This is a genomic window from Rhizobium sp. AC44/96, from assembly GCF_001692185.1.
In the GTDB taxonomy this organism is placed as follows: Bacteria; Pseudomonadota; Alphaproteobacteria; order Rhizobiales; family Rhizobiaceae; genus Rhizobium.
The window spans coordinates 42,425-58,239 of the sequence record NZ_LXKO01000041.1 but is presented as its reverse complement, the minus strand read 5'-3'; the positions used below and the strand labels follow the sequence as shown (position 1 = coordinate 58,239).

Annotated in this window: 15 protein-coding genes, 1 tRNA gene and 1 pseudogene; 10 read left to right on the top strand and 7 right to left on the bottom strand. The window is 60.5% G+C overall.

The window, feature by feature from the left end; translation table 11 throughout:
• Window positions 1–69: 69 nt before the first annotated feature.
• Window positions 70–1,998: an autotransporter assembly complex family protein gene (locus tag A6U87_RS27175; RefSeq protein WP_198928775.1), complete on the bottom strand. Its 1,929-nt coding sequence runs from the start codon at window positions 1,996–1,998 to the stop codon at window positions 70–72.
• A 168-nt stretch (window positions 1,999–2,166) separates the two neighbouring features.
• Window positions 2,167–2,427, bottom strand: coding sequence for a YMGG-like glycine zipper-containing protein (locus A6U87_RS27170; protein WP_065694437.1), 261 nt, complete (start codon window positions 2,425–2,427; stop codon window positions 2,167–2,169).
• Window positions 2,428–2,704: 277 nt separating this feature from the next.
• On the opposite strand from A6U87_RS27170, the gene A6U87_RS27165 reads away from it, so the two are divergent.
• From A6U87_RS27165 to hemA, 4 genes are all read left to right on the top strand, one after another.
• Window positions 2,705–3,196 (top strand): (2Fe-2S)-binding protein, encoded by a 492-nt coding sequence (locus A6U87_RS27165; RefSeq protein WP_065694436.1) that lies wholly within the window; start codon window positions 2,705–2,707, stop codon window positions 3,194–3,196.
• An 80-nt stretch (window positions 3,197–3,276) separates the two neighbouring features.
• Window positions 3,277–5,622: a xanthine dehydrogenase family protein molybdopterin-binding subunit gene (locus A6U87_RS27160; protein WP_065694435.1), complete on the top strand. Its 2,346-nt coding sequence runs from the start codon at window positions 3,277–3,279 to the stop codon at window positions 5,620–5,622.
• 12 nt (window positions 5,623–5,634) lie between these two features.
• Window positions 5,635–6,432 (top strand): xanthine dehydrogenase family protein subunit M, encoded by a 798-nt coding sequence (locus A6U87_RS27155; RefSeq protein ID WP_065694434.1) that lies wholly within the window; start codon window positions 5,635–5,637, stop codon window positions 6,430–6,432.
• 183 nt (window positions 6,433–6,615) lie between these two features.
• Window positions 6,616–7,830, top strand: coding sequence for a 5-aminolevulinate synthase (hemA, locus tag A6U87_RS27150; protein WP_065694433.1), 1,215 nt, complete (start codon window positions 6,616–6,618; stop codon window positions 7,828–7,830).
• Between the two features lie 33 nt (window positions 7,831–7,863).
• Here the strand turns inward: hemA and dxr are convergent, their stop codons facing one another.
• Window positions 7,864–9,057 (bottom strand): 1-deoxy-D-xylulose-5-phosphate reductoisomerase, encoded by a 1,194-nt coding sequence (dxr, locus tag A6U87_RS27145; protein ID WP_065694432.1) that lies wholly within the window; start codon window positions 9,055–9,057, stop codon window positions 7,864–7,866.
• 333 nt (window positions 9,058–9,390) lie between these two features.
• Here dxr and A6U87_RS29490 point away from each other — a divergent pair.
• Window positions 9,391–9,591 (top strand): annotated as a pseudogene (locus tag A6U87_RS29490) (hypothetical protein); the annotation flags it as partial.
• A gap of 6 nt (window positions 9,592–9,597) precedes the next feature.
• Window positions 9,598–9,840, top strand: coding sequence for a BON domain-containing protein (locus A6U87_RS29485; protein WP_083199695.1), 243 nt, complete (start codon window positions 9,598–9,600; stop codon window positions 9,838–9,840).
• 57 nt (window positions 9,841–9,897) lie between these two features.
• On the opposite strand, the gene A6U87_RS30280 is transcribed toward A6U87_RS29485, so the two are convergent.
• The gene (locus A6U87_RS30280) at window positions 9,898–10,050 is read right to left on the bottom strand and encodes a hypothetical protein (RefSeq protein ID WP_198928774.1); all 153 of its coding nucleotides are present in this window, start codon (window positions 10,048–10,050) and stop codon (window positions 9,898–9,900) included.
• 281 nt (window positions 10,051–10,331) lie between these two features.
• Between A6U87_RS30280 and A6U87_RS27135 the strand changes: the two genes are divergently transcribed.
• Both A6U87_RS27135 and A6U87_RS27130 read left to right on the top strand, forming a co-directional pair.
• The gene (locus A6U87_RS27135; RefSeq protein ID WP_065694430.1) at window positions 10,332–11,354 is read left to right on the top strand and encodes a porin; all 1,023 of its coding nucleotides are present in this window, start codon (window positions 10,332–10,334) and stop codon (window positions 11,352–11,354) included.
• A gap of 166 nt (window positions 11,355–11,520) precedes the next feature.
• Complete coding sequence (locus tag A6U87_RS27130) at window positions 11,521–11,739, top strand: DUF982 domain-containing protein (RefSeq protein ID WP_065694429.1); 219 nt, start codon at window positions 11,521–11,523, stop codon at window positions 11,737–11,739.
• A gap of 28 nt (window positions 11,740–11,767) precedes the next feature.
• Here A6U87_RS27130 and A6U87_RS27125 read toward each other — a convergent pair.
• Together A6U87_RS27125 and A6U87_RS27120 are read right to left on the bottom strand one after the other, a co-directional pair.
• Window positions 11,768–11,844, bottom strand: a tRNA-Arg gene (locus tag A6U87_RS27125).
• Window positions 11,845–11,914: 70 nt separating this feature from the next.
• Window positions 11,915–13,078, bottom strand: coding sequence for a M20 aminoacylase family protein (locus A6U87_RS27120; protein WP_065694428.1), 1,164 nt, complete (start codon window positions 13,076–13,078; stop codon window positions 11,915–11,917).
• Between the two features lie 153 nt (window positions 13,079–13,231).
• Between A6U87_RS27120 and A6U87_RS27115 the strand changes: the two genes are divergently transcribed.
• Together A6U87_RS27115 and A6U87_RS27110 are read left to right on the top strand one after the other, a co-directional pair.
• On the top strand, window positions 13,232–14,356 hold the full coding sequence (locus A6U87_RS27115) for a D-alanyl-D-alanine carboxypeptidase family protein (protein ID WP_065694427.1): 1,125 nt from the start codon (window positions 13,232–13,234) through the stop codon (window positions 14,354–14,356).
• Window positions 14,357–14,368: 12 nt separating this feature from the next.
• A complete protein-coding gene (locus A6U87_RS27110; protein WP_065694426.1) occupies window positions 14,369–15,583 on the top strand; it encodes a GTP-binding protein in 1,215 nt (404 codons plus the stop codon).
• 6 nt (window positions 15,584–15,589) lie between these two features.
• Here the strand turns inward: A6U87_RS27110 and A6U87_RS27105 are convergent, their stop codons facing one another.
• Window positions 15,590–15,814 carry a sulfurtransferase TusA family protein gene (locus A6U87_RS27105; protein WP_065694425.1) on the bottom strand — a complete coding sequence of 75 codons (225 nt, stop codon included), beginning with the start codon at window positions 15,812–15,814 and terminating at the stop codon, window positions 15,590–15,592.
• Window position 15,815 lies beyond the last annotated feature (1 nt).

Genomic DNA, 15,815 nt, shown 5'->3' with positions numbered 1-15,815 from the left:
GAACTCGGACATGCCCCTGTTTGTCTAAAGCAGTTTACAGCGGCCAAACCGCTGCGCACTCATGTCTTGTCAGAATGACTGACCGATCCCGGCATAGATGCCGTAGCTGGTTCCGCCTTCGTACTTGTTGAGCGGTACGGCGAAATCAAGTCGCAATGGGCCAAACGGTGTCGCGTAGCGAACGCCGATACCCGCACCTGCCCGGATGTCGGAAAAGTCCGGTGCAAGGTCGGCTGAGACCGTACCGACATCGATGAACGGAACAATGCCGATCGTATCGGTGATCTTCACGCGCGTCTCGAACGATGCCGTGACGTAGGATGCGCCGCCGGTGGGATCGTTGGCAGCATTGTACGGTGAAATTTCCTGGTAGCCGTAGCCGCGAACAGAACCGCCGCCGCCAGCAAAGAAACGCCGGGTCGCGGGAATGTTTTCCAGATTGTCGGCGCCAAAGAGGAAGCCGGTGGAAAGCTTGCCGGCGAGAACGATGCGATCCTCGGCACCCAGTCCCTGATAGCCTGAGATGGAGCCCTCCAAACTGGAAAAGAAGGTTCCGTTGTAAGATTCGTAGCTTGGCGTTGCCTTCAGGGTGGCGCGATAGCCTTCCGTTGGGTCAAGCTTGTTGTCGCGCGTGTCGCGATCGTATTGGAACGGCAGCGCAAAGGTCAGGTACGTATTGGTGCCGAAGGCATCGTCGTCCTTTTCCCAGCTGACCTCGCCGGCGCCGCTGATCGTGTCGATGTCGCTGAGTTCATAGGAAAGACCGAGCGATGCCGTCACCAGCTTGGCGCTGTAGGCATCCGGATTTTCCGTCTTTGCAAGAATGCTTGCCGTCAGGGTCGCGGACGGGAAAAATGCGCCCGGCTTAGTGAAGGTGACGCCCGCCGAGTAGTCGAGATCGCCGATGTTCGATGCGTCGCCCAGTCGCCCGACCGACCCCTCGATGCGCAGCGATTCCGCGGCGCCGAACAGGTTGCGATGACCCCAATAGCCATTCACGCCAAAGCCATCGGTCGTGGAATATTGGGCTCCCAGGCCAAGATAACGCTGTTTGCCTTCCGCGACCTCGATTGTCATCGGAAACGTCCCATCGGGGTCCAAAGCGTCGGCTTCGTGGATGGTGACACTCGAAAACACGCCGAGCGCACGCAGCCTGTCTCCCGCCTTCCTCACGGCTTCGGGCGAATAGCGATCCCCCTTGTTCAGCCTCGAATAGCGTTCGATGAAGTCCGAACGTACGCTTTTTTCTCCCGTGACGCCGACGTTTCCGATCGGAGCGACCGGGCCGCTTTCTGCTGCGATCAGGATATTGACCGTATTCGTCTTGTGATCAGCGATGACCTTGCGATCCGTCAGTTTCGCCAGCGGGTGACCATTGCTTTTCAGTTGCTCGACGATCTTGTCGCCGGCCTTGATGATGACCAGCGAACCGGCCTGTTCGCCGGGGGCGAGATCGTAATCGGCCGGATTCTGCCCAGCGGCATCGCCTCCGAACTGGACCTCGTGCACCTTGAAGACCGGCCCGGCCGCAACGCTCACATGGACCGGCACTGGCCGAGAGCGGTTGAAGGTCGGGTTGGGCGGCAGTGCGTTGATATTCCTACCGTCGATGGTGATCGTCACGACACCGCCGTAGCGTGCCTTTTCGTAGAGTGTGGCGACCAGGCGCTCGATGTCGTCGCGCGCCTTGACCACGACGCCGAGATCGCCGGAAACAGGCTTGTCCTTGTCGCCGACGAGGCGGGAACTGTTCTCCAGCGCTTCCTTGAGATCGGGATCGACTGCATCAGTCGTCAGCGTCACGTCGTAGCGAACGGGATCAGGAACCTGATCGCTCGTGTCCTCGTCCTTGCCGAAAAAGTTCATGCCGAAAAGCTTGAAGGCGAAAGCGTCGGCCACGAGAGCAGGTGAGAGCGCAGCCGCTGCCGCGACCACCATCACGATGCCCATACGCCGATACGCAATACCTGTTTTCGGTGCCGTCCCTCTGATCTGCATCCGCCGCTTTTTGGTTACATTGGAATCTAGCTTCGCGTCCCCTAGCCGGCGGCAACCTTAGCGGCAAAATTCCTTTTGGTGTATCGTTTTAAATCGCCTAATTGCTGAATTAGTGGAAAAAGATCAAAAAATCCCGGGCAGAACCCGGGATTTTAAGGCTGTCCCGGGTTATCGACGCGGGCAGTCGTCTATGTACCGGCGTCCGTATTGGTCGCGGTAATAGCACTGGCCGGGCTGCTCGGCGACGGCACCGATGAGCGCGCCGGACACGCCGCCAATCGCCGCGCCAACGGCTGCGCCGCGCACGTTGCCGGTGACGGCACCGCCCACGATGGCGCCCGACGCGGCGCCGATCCCCGCACCGCGTTCGGTTGGAGTGCAGCTGGCGATCGACAAACCGACCAAGGCGAATGCAATAATCTTTTTCATCAATTACTCCCGATTAGCGCCCCAGCGGGCGATGGCCGTCCCTGATTCTTCTTTTCTGACAGGCTAGCTTGCAAACTGTGGCGCAAAAAGGAGCTTTTCGTTTCTTTGTGCCGGGGTTGCAATTTCTGGTGGCTTGAAAAGTGTGTGGAGAAAGCCGGGCCGAGGCGTCCGCTCGGTACCGGCGAATTGAACATGCCTCCCTAAAGTAGTGGTTGATCCCAAAGCAAAAACGTCAAATGATACCGCCCGTGCCTGGAGGAGGCACGAGGAGGAAATCATGGCGAAAGTGACACTGACGGTGAACGGCCGGGCGGTGAGCGGCGACTGTGAAGAGCGCACGCTTCTTGTCCATTTCATTCGCGAAAAGCTGGGCCTGACGGGAACGCATGTCGGCTGCGATACGAGCCAATGTGGCGCCTGCGTCGTCCATATGGACGGTCGATCGGTCAAGAGCTGCACAATCCTTGCCGTCCAGGCGTCAGGCTCTGCTGTGACGACCATCGAAGGCCTTGCAACCGATGGCGAACTTCATCCGGTGCAGGCTGCGTTCAAGGAGCATCATGGCCTGCAATGCGGCTTCTGCACGCCGGGGATGGTGATGACCGCCGTCGACATGATCGGCCGTCATGGCGGCAAGCTCGATGAACAGACCGTGCGCCACGAACTCGAAGGCAACATCTGTCGGTGCACCGGCTATCACAATATCGTCAAGGCTGTGCTGTCCGCCAACGAGCAGATGCATGGCACCGCCCGACAGGCGGCTGAATAGCGCTCAGGAATTGTCTGGCTGCCGCCGACACGACTGTCTTTGGCGGAATGCCAGGCCCGAAACCCCATTGGGAGGACATCATGGGTGTTGAAGGAATTGGTGCACGCGTCACGCGCAAGGAAGACAAGCGGTTCCTGACCGGCAAGGGCCGTTATACCGACGACATGGTCGTGCCGGGCATGAAGTTCGCGTTTTTTATCCGTAGTCCGCATGCCCATGCAAAGATCCGCAGCATCGATGCGGCTTCGGCCAAGGCGATGCCGGGCGTCATCGGCGTGCTGGACGGCAAGCAGCTGCTCGCCGATGGAATCGGCAACCTGATCTGCGGCTGGATGATCCATTCAAAAGACGGGTCACCGATGAAGATGGGCGCGTGGCGTCCGCTGGCGGTCGACGTGGTGCGTTATGTTGGTGATGCGGTGGCCGTCGTTGTCGCCGATAGCCTCGCCGAGGCACGCGATGCGGCCGAAGCCGTGGTGGTCGACTACGAAGAACTGCCTGTCGTGGTGGAAGCGGTCGATGCGCTGAAATCCGGCGCTCCGCAGATCCATCCGGAAGCCGCCGGCAACCTGATCTTCGACTGGCAGTTGGGCGATCCCGCCGCCACCGACAAGGCGATCGCCGATGCGGCGCATGTGACGGAGATCGAACTCCACAACAACCGGCTCTCGCCCAACCCGATGGAGCCGCGTGCTGCTCTCGGGATCTACGATTCCGCCGAGGATCACTACACCTGCTACACGACGAGCCAGAATCCACATGTCGCTCGACTGGTGATGAGCGCCTTCTACAACGTCGCACCCGAAAACAAGCTGCGTGTGATTGCGCCTGATGTCGGCGGTGGATTCGGTTCGAAGATCTACATCTACCCGGAAGAGATCGTCTGTCTCTGGGCGTCCAAGAAGACCGGCGTTCCGGTCAAATGGAACTCCGATCGCACCGAGGCTTTCCTGACCGACGCGCATGGCCGCGATCATGTGTCCAAGGTGAAGATGGCTTTCGACAAGGATCACCGCATCATCGGCTTGAAAGTGGATACGATCGCCAATCTCGGCGCCTACATGTCGCTCTTCTCGTCGGCGGTGCCGACCTATCTCTATGCGACCTTGCTCTCCGGCCAGTATGATATCCCGGCGATCCACGCCAATGTCCGTACGGTCTACACCAACACCGCGCCCGTCGATGCCTATCGCGGTGCGGGTCGTCCGGAGGCGACCTATCTTCTGGAGCGCACGATGGAAACAGCCGCGCGCGAACTCGGCATTTCGCCGGCCGAGCTGCGGCGGAAGAACTTCATCCGCTCCTTCCCGCATCAGACGCCTGTGATCATGAATTATGATGCCGGCGACTACGAAGCATCGCTGAACGCGGCCATGCAGGCTTCCGACTGGAACGGGTTTGCGGCCCGCAAGACTGAGGCGGCAGGTCGCGGCAAGAAGCGTGGCATCGGTATGAGCTGCTACATCGAGGCATGCGGCATCGCGCCGTCGCAGGCGGTGGGCTCGCTCGGCGCCGGTGTTGGGCTCTGGGAATCGGCCGAGGTTCGCGTCAATGCGGTCGGCACGATCGAGGTGCTCACCGGCTCCCACAGCCACGGGCAAGGGCATGAAACCACCTTCGCGCAACTTGTCGCTGACAGGCTCGGCGTGCCGATCGACAGCGTTTCGATTGTCCACGGTGACACCGACAAGGTGCAGATGGGGATGGGCACCTACGGCTCGCGCTCCGGTGCGGTCGGCATGTCGGCCATCGTCAAGGCGCTCGACAAGGTCGAGGCCAAGGCCAAGAAGATTGCCGCACACCTGATGGAGGCCGATGAAAGCGATATCGTTATCGAGAACGGCGAAGTGAAGGTGGCCGGCACCGACAAGATGTTGCCCTGGTTCCAGGTGGCACTGGCGGCCTATACGGCGCACAATCTACCGGGCGGCATGGAGCCGGGCCTGAAGGAAACGGCCTTCTACGATCCGTCCAACTTCACCTTCCCGGCTGGTTGCTACATCTGCGAAGTGGAAGTCGATCCGGAAACCGGCAAGACCGACATCATCCAGTTCGTGGCGGCCGACGATTTCGGCAATATCATCAACCCGATGATCGTCGAAGGTCAGGTGCATGGCGGCATCGCCCAGGGGATCGGCCAGGCGCTGCTCGAAGGCGTGCACTATGATGAAAACGGCCAGCTCCTGACGGCAAGCTTCATGGACTACGCCATGCCGCGCGCCGATGACCTGCCGTCCTTCCAGGTGTCGCACCAGGTCACGCCGTCACCGAGCAACCCGTTGGGCATCAAGGGTTGCGGTGAAGCCGGCGCCATCGGCTCGCCACCGGCGCTGATCAACGCCATCACGGATGCCATCGGCAACAACATGCTGACCATGCCGGCCACGCCGCAGAAGGTGTGGATGGCAGCACGCGCGGTTCATTGAAGGGGAACGACGATGTATCAAACCAACTATCACCGCGCTTCCTCCGTCGATGAAGCCGTCAAGATGATCTCTGGCAAGTCGGAGGGGAAGTATGTCTCCGGCGGCATGACGCTCATCGCCACCATGAAGCAGCGGCTTACCGCACCCAGCGACCTCGTCGACGTCCGGCGGGTCACTGCGATGACGGGAATCAAGGTCGACGGGCGCAAGGTCACGATCGGTGCGGCAACTCCGCATGCCGACGTCGCCGCTTCCTCGTCGCTGAGGGCGGTCTGTCCCGCGATCTGCAATCTCGCAGGCATGATCGGCGATCCGCATGTGCGCCACATGGGGACGATCGGCGGTTCGGTCGCCAACAACGATCCGGCTGCCGATTATCCATCCGCGATGCTGGCGCTCAACGCGCGGATCATCACGAACAAGCGGGAAATTGGGGCCGAGGACTTCTTTACCGGTCTGTTCGAAACGGCTCTGGAAGAGGGTGAGCTGATCACGGCGATCGGCTTCGACGCGCCGGAGAAGGCGGGCTATGCGAAGTTTCCGAACCCGGCTTCGCGCTACGCGATGACCGGCGTCTTCGTGGCGAAAGCGGGCAGCGGTGTTCGGGTGGCCGTGACCGGTGCAGGTTCGAACGGCGTGTTCCGCGAGCGCGGTATCGAGGCGGCGTTGGGGGGCAACTGGGCACCCTCGGCGATTGCTGCGGTCAATGTCGATGCCTCGGGGCTGATGTCCGATCTGCACGCCAGTGCGGAATATAGGGCGAATCTCGTCAAGGTGATGGCGAAGCGCGCCGTTGCCGACGCCGGCTGACGAAAGCTTGATCGCGAGGCTCACCAGTCTCGCGATCACCATCCCCTTGGCACGGCGGTCATTTTCTAATTAAAATAATTCAAGACTATGGGCCATTTGCCGCAGTTGATGCTAAAGCAGCGACGAAGGGTTGACGTGTGCGCGTCGGTTCGCAAAAACGCTCGCACGATACTGGAGCATATGATGGATTTCGAAGCATTCTTCAAAAACGAGCTGGATGGCCTGCATGTGGAAGGCCGCTACCGCGTTTTTGCCGATCTTGAGCGTCACCGGGGCAGCTTTCCACGCGCGACCCGGCATACGGCCGATGGCCCCAAGGATGTGACCGTCTGGTGCTCCAACGACTATCTCGGCATGGGCCAGAACCCCAAGGTGATCGAGGCGATGAAGAACGCCATCGATCACTGTGGCGCGGGTGCGGGAGGCACCCGGAATATTTCTGGTACCACCCACTACCACGTGCTGCTCGAGCGCGAACTTGCCGATCTGCATGGCAAGGAATCGGCGCTGATCTTCACCTCCGGTTATGTCTCCAACTGGGCGGCTCTGGGTACGCTCGGGTCCAAGATCCCCGGCCTCGTGATTTTCTCCGACGCGCTGAACCATGCGTCGATGATCGAGGGCATTCGCTACGCCAAGTGCGACAAGGTCATCTGGAAACACAATGACCTGCAGGATCTGGAAGCCAAGCTCGCTGCGGCCGATCCGAAGGCGCCGAAGCTGATTGCGTTCGAATCGGTCTACTCGATGGATGGCGATATCGCCCCTATCAAGGAAATCTGTGATCTCGCCGACAAGTACGGCGCGATGACCTATCTCGACGAAGTCCATGCCGTTGGCATGTACGGTCCGCGCGGTGGCGGCATCGCTGAGCGCGAAGGCCTGATGGATCGGTTGACCGTTATCGAAGGCACGCTCGGCAAGGCTTTCGGCGTCATGGGCGGTTACATCGCCGCGTCGACGGCCCTCTGTGATTTCATCCGCTCGTTTGCCTCGGGCTTCATCTTTACGACAGCGTTGCCGCCGGCCTTGGCTGCTGGCGCCGTCGCCTCGATCCAGCACCTGAAGGTGAGCCAGTTCGAGCGCGCCCGCCACCAGGAACGCGTGCGGACGCTGCGCGCACTGCTCGACAAGCGCGGTATTCCGCACATGCCGAACCCGAGCCATATCGTGCCCGTGATGGTCGGTGATGCTGCGAAGTGCAAGTGGATCTCCGACCTGCTGCTCGACAATTGCGGTGTTTACGTACAGCCGATCAACTATCCGACCGTGCCGAAGAAGACCGAGCGTCTGCGCATCACGCCGACGCCGCTGCATAGCGATGCCGATATCGAGCATCTCGTCGAGGCATTGCATTCGCTGTGGTCACGGTGTGCGCTGGCCCGGCATGTGGCCTGAGGCGCTTCGTACAGATCAGACCAAAGGCCGCCGTCAGGCGGCCTTTTCGTTGAGGGCTACTACTTCGGCGGCAAGGCGGCGGGCTTCCGCGTCGGCTGCAAAGACGTCGTCCATGCTGCGCGCACCGCCGGTTGCGATCATGCGATCCATGACGGCTTCGGCGATATCGGCCATCTGAAGGAAGCCGATGCGCTCGTCGACGAAGGCGTGGAAGGCCACTTCCTCGGCTGCATTCATGATTGCGCCCTGCAGACCGCCGCGCTCCAGCGCCGTCCGCGCCAGGCGAAGCGCCGGGAAACGCTCTTCATCGGGAGCCTCGAAATCCAACCGGGACAGCTTGGCAAAATCGAGCCGCTCGACGTTGAGCTGCGGCCGACGCGGGTAATCCAGTGCGTAGCCGATTGCCGTGCGCATGTCGGGGCTGCCGAGCTGGGCGATGACGGATCCATCCGTGTAGCCGACCATGGAATGGATGATCGACTGCGGATGAACGATGACCTCGATCTGGTCGGCGCGAACATCGAACAGGTGCTTCGCCTCGATCATCTCCAGCGCCTTGTTGAACATTGAGGCGCTGCCGATCGAAATCTTCAGCCCCATCGACCAGTTCGGATGGGCGCGCGCGGTCGCTACGGTCACATTCGCCATCTCGGCGCGGGACCACGTGCGAAACGGACCGCCGGAGGCTGTCAGGATGATCCTTTCGACCGCATGCCTCTGACCTTCGTCAAGCGACTGGAAAATCGCGCTGTGCTCGCTGTCGACGGGAATGAGTTGTCCGCCACCCGCCTTTACGGCATCGACGAACAGATCGCCGGCGGACACGAGGCATTCCTTGTTGGCAAGGGCGATCGTTGCGCCTCTTCGCGCCGCGGCAAGCGTCGGTGCAAGTCCGGCCGTGCCGACGATTGCCGCCATCACCCAGTCGGCTTCCATATCGGCGGCTTCGCCGAGCCCGGAGACGCCCGCGGCGACCGCAATGCCGCTGCCGGAAAGCTCGGCCTTGAGAGCCTCGTATTTGCCGTCGCTGGCGGTAACAGCGAGTCGGGCTCCTGACGCTTTTGCCTGCTGCGCGAGAAGTTCGACATTTTCATTGCCGGTCACGACGGAAATATCGAAGCTTTCCCGTCCGCCCAGCTGCTGCACGACATCAAGCGTGTTCTGCCCTATCGAGCCCGTCGAACCGAAGATGCTGAGGCGCCGTGGCGTGTCTTTACCGATCATCATGCGCTTTTTTGCCAGATTATTGCTATTTTGCTTCGGCTCTACAGGGCTTTGAAAGGGGCGGCAAGTGTGCGCTGCAGCAGATTTTTAACCGCAAGGGGTTTACACGGCTGTCAGCACATGTGAACCTTCTAACATTCTTTGGAATGAGAGTCGCCGCAGCCTGATGGTTGCAAACCGTGGCACTCGCCGCGCGCTTCTGGCGCACGGAAACCGACATCGCGGCCAAGGCCGGATGTTATTCACACAACGAACGCGGCCCCCGGCGAGCAACGATAGGCCATCAAGGCGCCACCATGCCCGGTCCGTTCCCTTGTCGGAAGGAAGTCACGAAACATGAGAACGAAACGCAGCGTGTTGTTGCTCTCTGCCGCCTTTGCACTGCCCGCCCTGCCGACGCGCGCTGACAACCTGCTGATCTGGGCGCCGGTAAAGCTCTCGGACAATTCCTACAAGGCGACCATGGGATTTCGGCTGCCGGCGGAGTGGGAGACCAGCGCCGGCGCGGATATTGCTTTGGCTTCGACGAACGGCGGTGAATTGATGCAGAATTTCTGCTCGATCCGGGATGCGGGCGTGACACTGACCTTGCTGAGACTGCCCCAAAGAGCCGCTTGCGCGGTCGCCGGCGGCCTCGACGCCGCTGACGTCAATGTCGTCGCCGAGGGCAGCGTTGTCACACTTGACGGCGCTGTTGCGACGCAGGCTGAGATAGAGCGCGCGACGGCGGTCGCCGCCAACGTGGCGGGTGTGACAACTGTCCGAAATCACATCATTTTAGGTTGATAAACCGTCGGCATCGATCAAAGCGCGATGCCGACGCTACCATCAATCAAGACGTCATCATCCGGCAAAACGCTCGATCAGAAACGTTGATCCTGCGATGCGGTCTGTCTTTGGCGTCGTGATAGGCCCTGCCGAGTGGTAGGACGTCGACAGGAGAAGTCCGCTGACGATCAGATAAGCCAGGGCTAGGAACGTTAACTTCGTACGCATGACAAGCGCTCCTCTTTTCGCTTTAACGTACGAGTGGCAGAGCGGTTCCGCAGGCGTGCGATAGAGATGCCACTCTTCCGCAAGCGATTCATGGCCAAGACGAAGCCCAGCGAAGAAGGGTAGCTCCATCGACCACGTCAGAAGTATACGCCGAAACGCGTTGCGCTTCTACAACAGCCGGCGATGACGTCCGCCCAGAATGCGGTTGCCATGATTTTGTCATCTGACTGTTAGGATGGCTTCATAGGTCGGGCCCTATCAACAGCAGATAGGACCCCCCTATGAATATCCGAGCCATCATCCTCAGCTCCGTTGCCGCGATCACGGTAACCTCCGGCGCATATGCGGCCGATGCCATCGTCGCCGCCGAACCGGAGCCCGTCGAATATGTCCGCGTTTGCGACGCCTACGGGACCGGCTATTTCTACATTCCAGGAACCGAGACCTGTCTTTCGATTGGCGGTTACATCCGCACCGAAGAACGTTTTGGTCCAAACCGCTCGGGAACCTCCGACTGGTCGTCGTGGACTCGCGGGCAGACGACGCTGAAGTCGAAGAGCGAGACCGAGTTCGGTACGCTGACGGGCGTGATCACCTTGCGCGTGAACGCCGAGAACGCAACAAACCAGACGGCCCTTCTGCAGGAAGGCTACATCGACATCGCTGGTCTGCGTGCCGGTATGCAATACAGCTGGTGGGACAACGACAACAGCTTTGCACCGGGCGAAACAGATATCATCTCGAGCAACTCGACCATCCACAACGCCATCCGCTATCTGTACGAAACACCGGACTTCAGTGCCGGTGTCATGGTCGATGAGCTTGAGGAGGCCTACAAGACAAAGCCCGGCGAGGGGCCGAACAATATCGGCATCGAAGCTTACCTGTCCGGCAAGGTCGGTGGCGTCAGTGGTAACCTGCTGGCAAGTTACGACACAGACACCGAGGAAGCTGCCATTCGCGGCATCCTTTTTGCCGACATCGGACCCGGTCAGCTTGGCCTTTATGGCATCTGGGCCAGCGGCGCCAACTACTATTACGAGAGATCGGAATGGACGGTTGGCGGCCAGTACGTGGCGAAGATCACCGATAAGCTGTCCGTAACGCCCGGCTACCAGTATCTCAGCAAGATTGCTCTCGATACGGATGGAGAATTCACCGGCGGCAACGAATGGCGGGCAGGCGTGACGGTCGACTACAAGATCGCCACGAACCTCACCACCAAAGTGAGTGTCCAGTACGATGATCCCGACGGCGCCGACGATTTCGTGGAAGGCTTCGTGCGCCTTCAGCGCAATTTCTAGCAACAGCCAGCAATATCCGGCTGCGCGAAGCAGCCGGATATTGCCTCATGCGTCCCCTTTCGGGCCACGAGATTTATTCCCTGCGCCACCTCCATTCCACTGAAAGAGGTGCTGTGGAGTTGCCACGTGTCGGCTATACTGTCTTCCAGGGTAAGGGAGAGCAGCCATGTTGGTTCACAGATGGAAGAAGCCCCTCGTCGTCTCGGATAACCGGATCCGTATCACCGTCGGCTCTCCGGAAGAGGCGATGAACTGGCTAACACACGAGCCCAATCACAATAGCGACAAATGGCAGGGCGCATGGAGCGCCTGCCTTGCCGCCGTCGAAGGCCGCATGCCTGCGGACGAGGCACGATCGGCTGTTCAACGAGTCGCTGGGCGTTAGGGGACTTCCCGCATTCTGTGGAATTCGATGGTGATCCCGACGCGATTCGAACGCGTGACCCCCAGATTAGGAATCTGGTGCTCTATCCTGCTGAGCTACGGGACCACTTGAGCGTCATGCATACAAAAGGCTCGGCAAGAAGCCAAGCCTTTTTGCAGCTTGAACAAAAGGAACGTCAGGAGCCGAGGCGCTGTTCGGCCAGGCGCACCCAGTACGAAATGCCGTGGCTGATGGCTTCATCGTTGAAGTCGTAGGCGGGGTTGTGCAGGCCTGCCGTATCGCCGTTGCCGATGAAGATGAAGGCGCCGGGGCGGGCGTTGAGCATGTAGGAGAAATCCTCACCGCCCATCATCGGATCGATATCCGCGTTGACGTTGGTCGCGCCGGCGATGTCGCTGGCGATCTGGATCGCATGGCCGGTTTCCGTCGCGTGGTTGAAGGTGACGGGGTAATTGCGGTTGAAGACGATATCGACTTCAGCGCCATGGGCGGCGGCCAGACCGTTGACGATCTGCTTCAACTTGGTTTCCGCGAGCGTACGAACCTCGTCGTCGAGCGTGCGCACCGTGCCGGCGATCATCGCGTCGTTCGGGATGACGTTGTGGGCGAAGCCCGCAATGAACTTGGTGACCGAGACGACGACCGAGCGCAGCGGATCGACGTTGCGCGAGGCGATCATCTGCAGGTTGCCCACCATCTGGGAGCCGATCGCGATCGGGTCGATCGTGCGGTGCGGCTGGGCTGCATGGCCGCCGCGGCCCTTGATGGTGATGGTGAATTCGTCTGTCGCCGCCATGATCGGGCCCTTGCGGATCGCAAACTGGCCGATCGGCAGGCCGGGCATGTTGTGCATGCCATAGACCTCTTCGATGCCGAAGCGCTCCATCATGCCGTCCTTGACCATCAGGTTGCCGCCACCGCCGCCTTCTTCGGCCGGCTGGAAGATAACCGCGACGCTGCCGTTGAAATTGCGTGTCTCGGCGAGGTATTTTGCAGCCCCGAGCAGCATGGCCGTGTGGCCGTCATGGCCGCAGGCGTGCATCTTGCCCGCCGTCTTGGAAGCGTAGGGCTTGCCGGTGATTTCCGTGAGCGGCAGGGCGTCCATGTCGGCGCGCAAGCCGATTGCCCGCGTGCCCGGCCCATTGCCCTTGATGATGCCGACGACGCCGGTGCGGCCGATGCCGGTCGCGATTTCATCGACACCGAATTCCTTGAGCTTTTCCGCCACGAAAGCTGCCGTGTTCTCCACCGCAAAGAGGAGTTCCGGCCGCTCGTGGATATGCCGGCGCCATCCTGTGACTTCGTCCTGAAGCTCGGCGGCTCTGTTCAAAATCGGCATGCTTGCTTTCCTTGATGAAATCGAAGACGGCGGCATTGGCCACAGGGACACGATGCCGCGAAATAAGTTAGACAATGACCTTTGCCATGTCATGGCCATATACGTTAAATAGGGGAAACTTTCGAGACTTCCTGACATCTTTGAGGACGAACCGTGTCGACGCGCCAGAATCGCTTGTTTGCCGCCTTGCGGCCGATTTCAATCGCAGCTTCCGCAGCCGCCATTGCTTTTTCCGCCGCCTCCCAGGCCTATGCCAATCCGCATATCCTGGTCGATGTTCAGAGTGGCCGCGTCCTTGAGCACGAAGAAGCGTTTCGCAAGTGGTATCCGGCCTCGCTGACCAAGCTGATGACGGTTTACACCGTTTTCGCCGCTGTTCGTTCGGGTCAGATCAGCCTCGATACGCCGATCGTGATGAGCAAGCGGGCCGCGGCCCAGCCGCCGGCAAAGATGTATTTCAAGCCGGGCCAGAAGCTGACCCTGGACAGCGCGCTCAAGATTCTCATGGTCAAGTCGGCCAACGACATCGCCGTTGCCGTTGCGGAAGCCGTCGGCGGCACGCAGGAAGCTTTCGTCCTGAGGATGAACGCCGAAGCCGCAAAGCTCGGCATGACGGATTCGCATTTCGTCAATCCGAACGGCCTGCCCGGCAAGGGCCAGTACACGACGGCGCGCGACCTCGCGATCCTGTCGGTCGCGTTGCGCCGTGATTTCCCGCAATATGCCGGCTACTTCTCGCTGGAAGGAATCACGACCGGGACCAAGAACGTCCCGAGTATCAATCTGTTGATCGGTCGTTTCGCCGGTGCGGACGGCATGAAAACGGGCTTCATCTGCGCTTCCGGTTTCAACCAGATCGGCTCGGCGACGCGCGACGGCCGCACGCTGGTGTCGGTCGTTCTCGGTACCGACAGTCTGGCAGCGCGCGCCGATGCCTCGGCCGATCTGCTGCAGAAGGGCTTCACCTCGCAGTTTCCTGCCACCGACACGCTCGGTTCGCTGAAGCCCTATGGAGAGGGCCAGGATCAGGTTGCCGATATCACCGCCGAGATCTGCAGCGCCAAGGGCGCAAAGATCCGCAGCGAAACCCGCGACGAGGTTGGTCGCATGAAGATCCATTCGCCCTATATCCAGGAAATGAACCACGAGCCGAACTTCGTCTATGCCGGCCTGATCCCTGGGCAGAACGAGCCCGAGCCGGACAAGCTGGCAACAGCCGACACCGCAGGCACGATCTCCAAGGTCCCTGTGCCGCTGCCGCGTCCGGCATCGTTCTAAGGTTATAGGCAGATGAGCGTGCCCCAGGGCCGGATCCCGGTCACCATCCTCACCGGCTTTCTCGGTGCCGGCAAGTCGACGCTGCTGAACCGGATCCTCAAGGATCCGGCGATGAAGGACGCTGCCGTCATCATCAACGAGTTCGGCGATGTCGGCATCGACCATCTGCTGGTCGAGAGTTCCGGGGATGCCATCATCGAGCTTTCCGACGGCTGCCTGTGCTGCACGGTCCGTGGCGAGCTTGTCGATACGCTTGCCAATCTGATGGATGCCATCCAGACCGGTCGCGTGAAGCCAGTCAAGCGCGTGGTGATCGAGACCACGGGTCTTGCCGATCCGGCGCCGGTCATGCAGGCGATCATGGGCAATCCCATCATCGCCACGAATTTCGAGCTGGATGGGGTGGTTACCGTCGTCGACGCGGTCAATGGCGCGAAGACACTCGACAATCATGAAGAGGCGGTCAAGCAGGTTGCCGTTGCGGACCGGCTGATCCTTTCGAAGAAGTCGCTTGCCTCGGCGGATGTGGTCTCCGGTCTTGAGGCGCGGTTGCGTGCTCTCAATCCACGCGCTCTGCTGATGGATGCCGACGATACCGAAAGCGGGACGGCGGCGACACTGGTGAACGGCCTCTACGACGTCACGACGAAGAGCGCTGACGTCGGCCGGTGGTTGCGCGACGAAGACGAACATGATGCCCACCATCATGACCATCATGACCATCATGACCATCATGACCATCATGACCATCATGACCATCATGACCATCATGACCATCATGACCACAGCCACGGCCATCATCACCACCATGGTCACGATCACCAGGATCCCCATGACGTGAACCGTCACGATGCGGCGATCCGGTCATTCTCGATCGTGGAGGAGAAACCGATCGATCCGATGGCGCTCGACATGTTTGTCGACCTGCTGCGCTCGGCACATGGCGAAAAGCTGCTCCGGATGAAGGCCATCGTTTCCATGTCGGACCGGCCCGACCGCCCGCTTGTGCTGCATGGCGTGCAAAGCATCTTCCATCTGCCGACAAGGCTGCCGGCGTGGCCGGATCCACAGGACAGGCGCACGCGCATGGTGCTGATCACCAAGGATCTGCCGGAAGCCTTCGTCAAGGATCTGTTCGACGCGTTTCTGGGCAAGCCGCGGATCGATACGCCGGATCGTGCAGCGCTCGCGGATAATCCGCTCGCCGTACCCGGGATGCGGTTCTGAGAAAAACTACCGCTTGCGGATCAGGAAGCGGTGGCCGCCTTCGGTCTTTTCGATCTCGACAAGGTCGTGACCGTCTTCGTTGCAGAGATGCGGGATGTCGATCCCTGCCAGGGGATCGGTTGTCTCGACGCGGATCAGCGCGCCGCTTTCCAGCGACTGCAGCTTGCGGCGCGTCTTGAGGACGGGCAGGGGGCATTTCAGCCCGCGCAGATCGTAGGAGATGGCGTTCAAG

Coding starts and splice junctions, on each gene's coding strand:
- A6U87_RS27175 (WP_198928775.1), bottom strand. CDS start 1,998: ATGCAGATCAGAGGGACGGCACCGAAAACAGGTATTGCGTATCGGCGT.
- A6U87_RS27170 (WP_065694437.1), bottom strand. CDS start 2,427: ATGAAAAAGATTATTGCATTCGCCTTGGTCGGTTTGTCGATCGCCAGC.
- A6U87_RS27165 (WP_065694436.1), top strand. CDS start 2,705: ATGGCGAAAGTGACACTGACGGTGAACGGCCGGGCGGTGAGCGGCGAC.
- A6U87_RS27160 (WP_065694435.1), top strand. CDS start 3,277: ATGGGTGTTGAAGGAATTGGTGCACGCGTCACGCGCAAGGAAGACAAG.
- A6U87_RS27155 (WP_065694434.1), top strand. CDS start 5,635: ATGTATCAAACCAACTATCACCGCGCTTCCTCCGTCGATGAAGCCGTC.
- hemA (WP_065694433.1), top strand. CDS start 6,616: ATGGATTTCGAAGCATTCTTCAAAAACGAGCTGGATGGCCTGCATGTG.
- dxr (WP_065694432.1), bottom strand. CDS start 9,057: ATGATGATCGGTAAAGACACGCCACGGCGCCTCAGCATCTTCGGTTCG.
- A6U87_RS29485 (WP_083199695.1), top strand. CDS start 9,598: ATGCAGAATTTCTGCTCGATCCGGGATGCGGGCGTGACACTGACCTTG.
- A6U87_RS30280 (WP_198928774.1), bottom strand. CDS start 10,050: ATGCGTACGAAGTTAACGTTCCTAGCCCTGGCTTATCTGATCGTCAGC.
- A6U87_RS27135 (WP_065694430.1), top strand. CDS start 10,332: ATGAATATCCGAGCCATCATCCTCAGCTCCGTTGCCGCGATCACGGTA.
- A6U87_RS27130 (WP_065694429.1), top strand. CDS start 11,521: ATGTTGGTTCACAGATGGAAGAAGCCCCTCGTCGTCTCGGATAACCGG.
- A6U87_RS27120 (WP_065694428.1), bottom strand. CDS start 13,078: ATGCCGATTTTGAACAGAGCCGCCGAGCTTCAGGACGAAGTCACAGGA.
- A6U87_RS27110 (WP_065694426.1), top strand. CDS start 14,369: ATGAGCGTGCCCCAGGGCCGGATCCCGGTCACCATCCTCACCGGCTTT.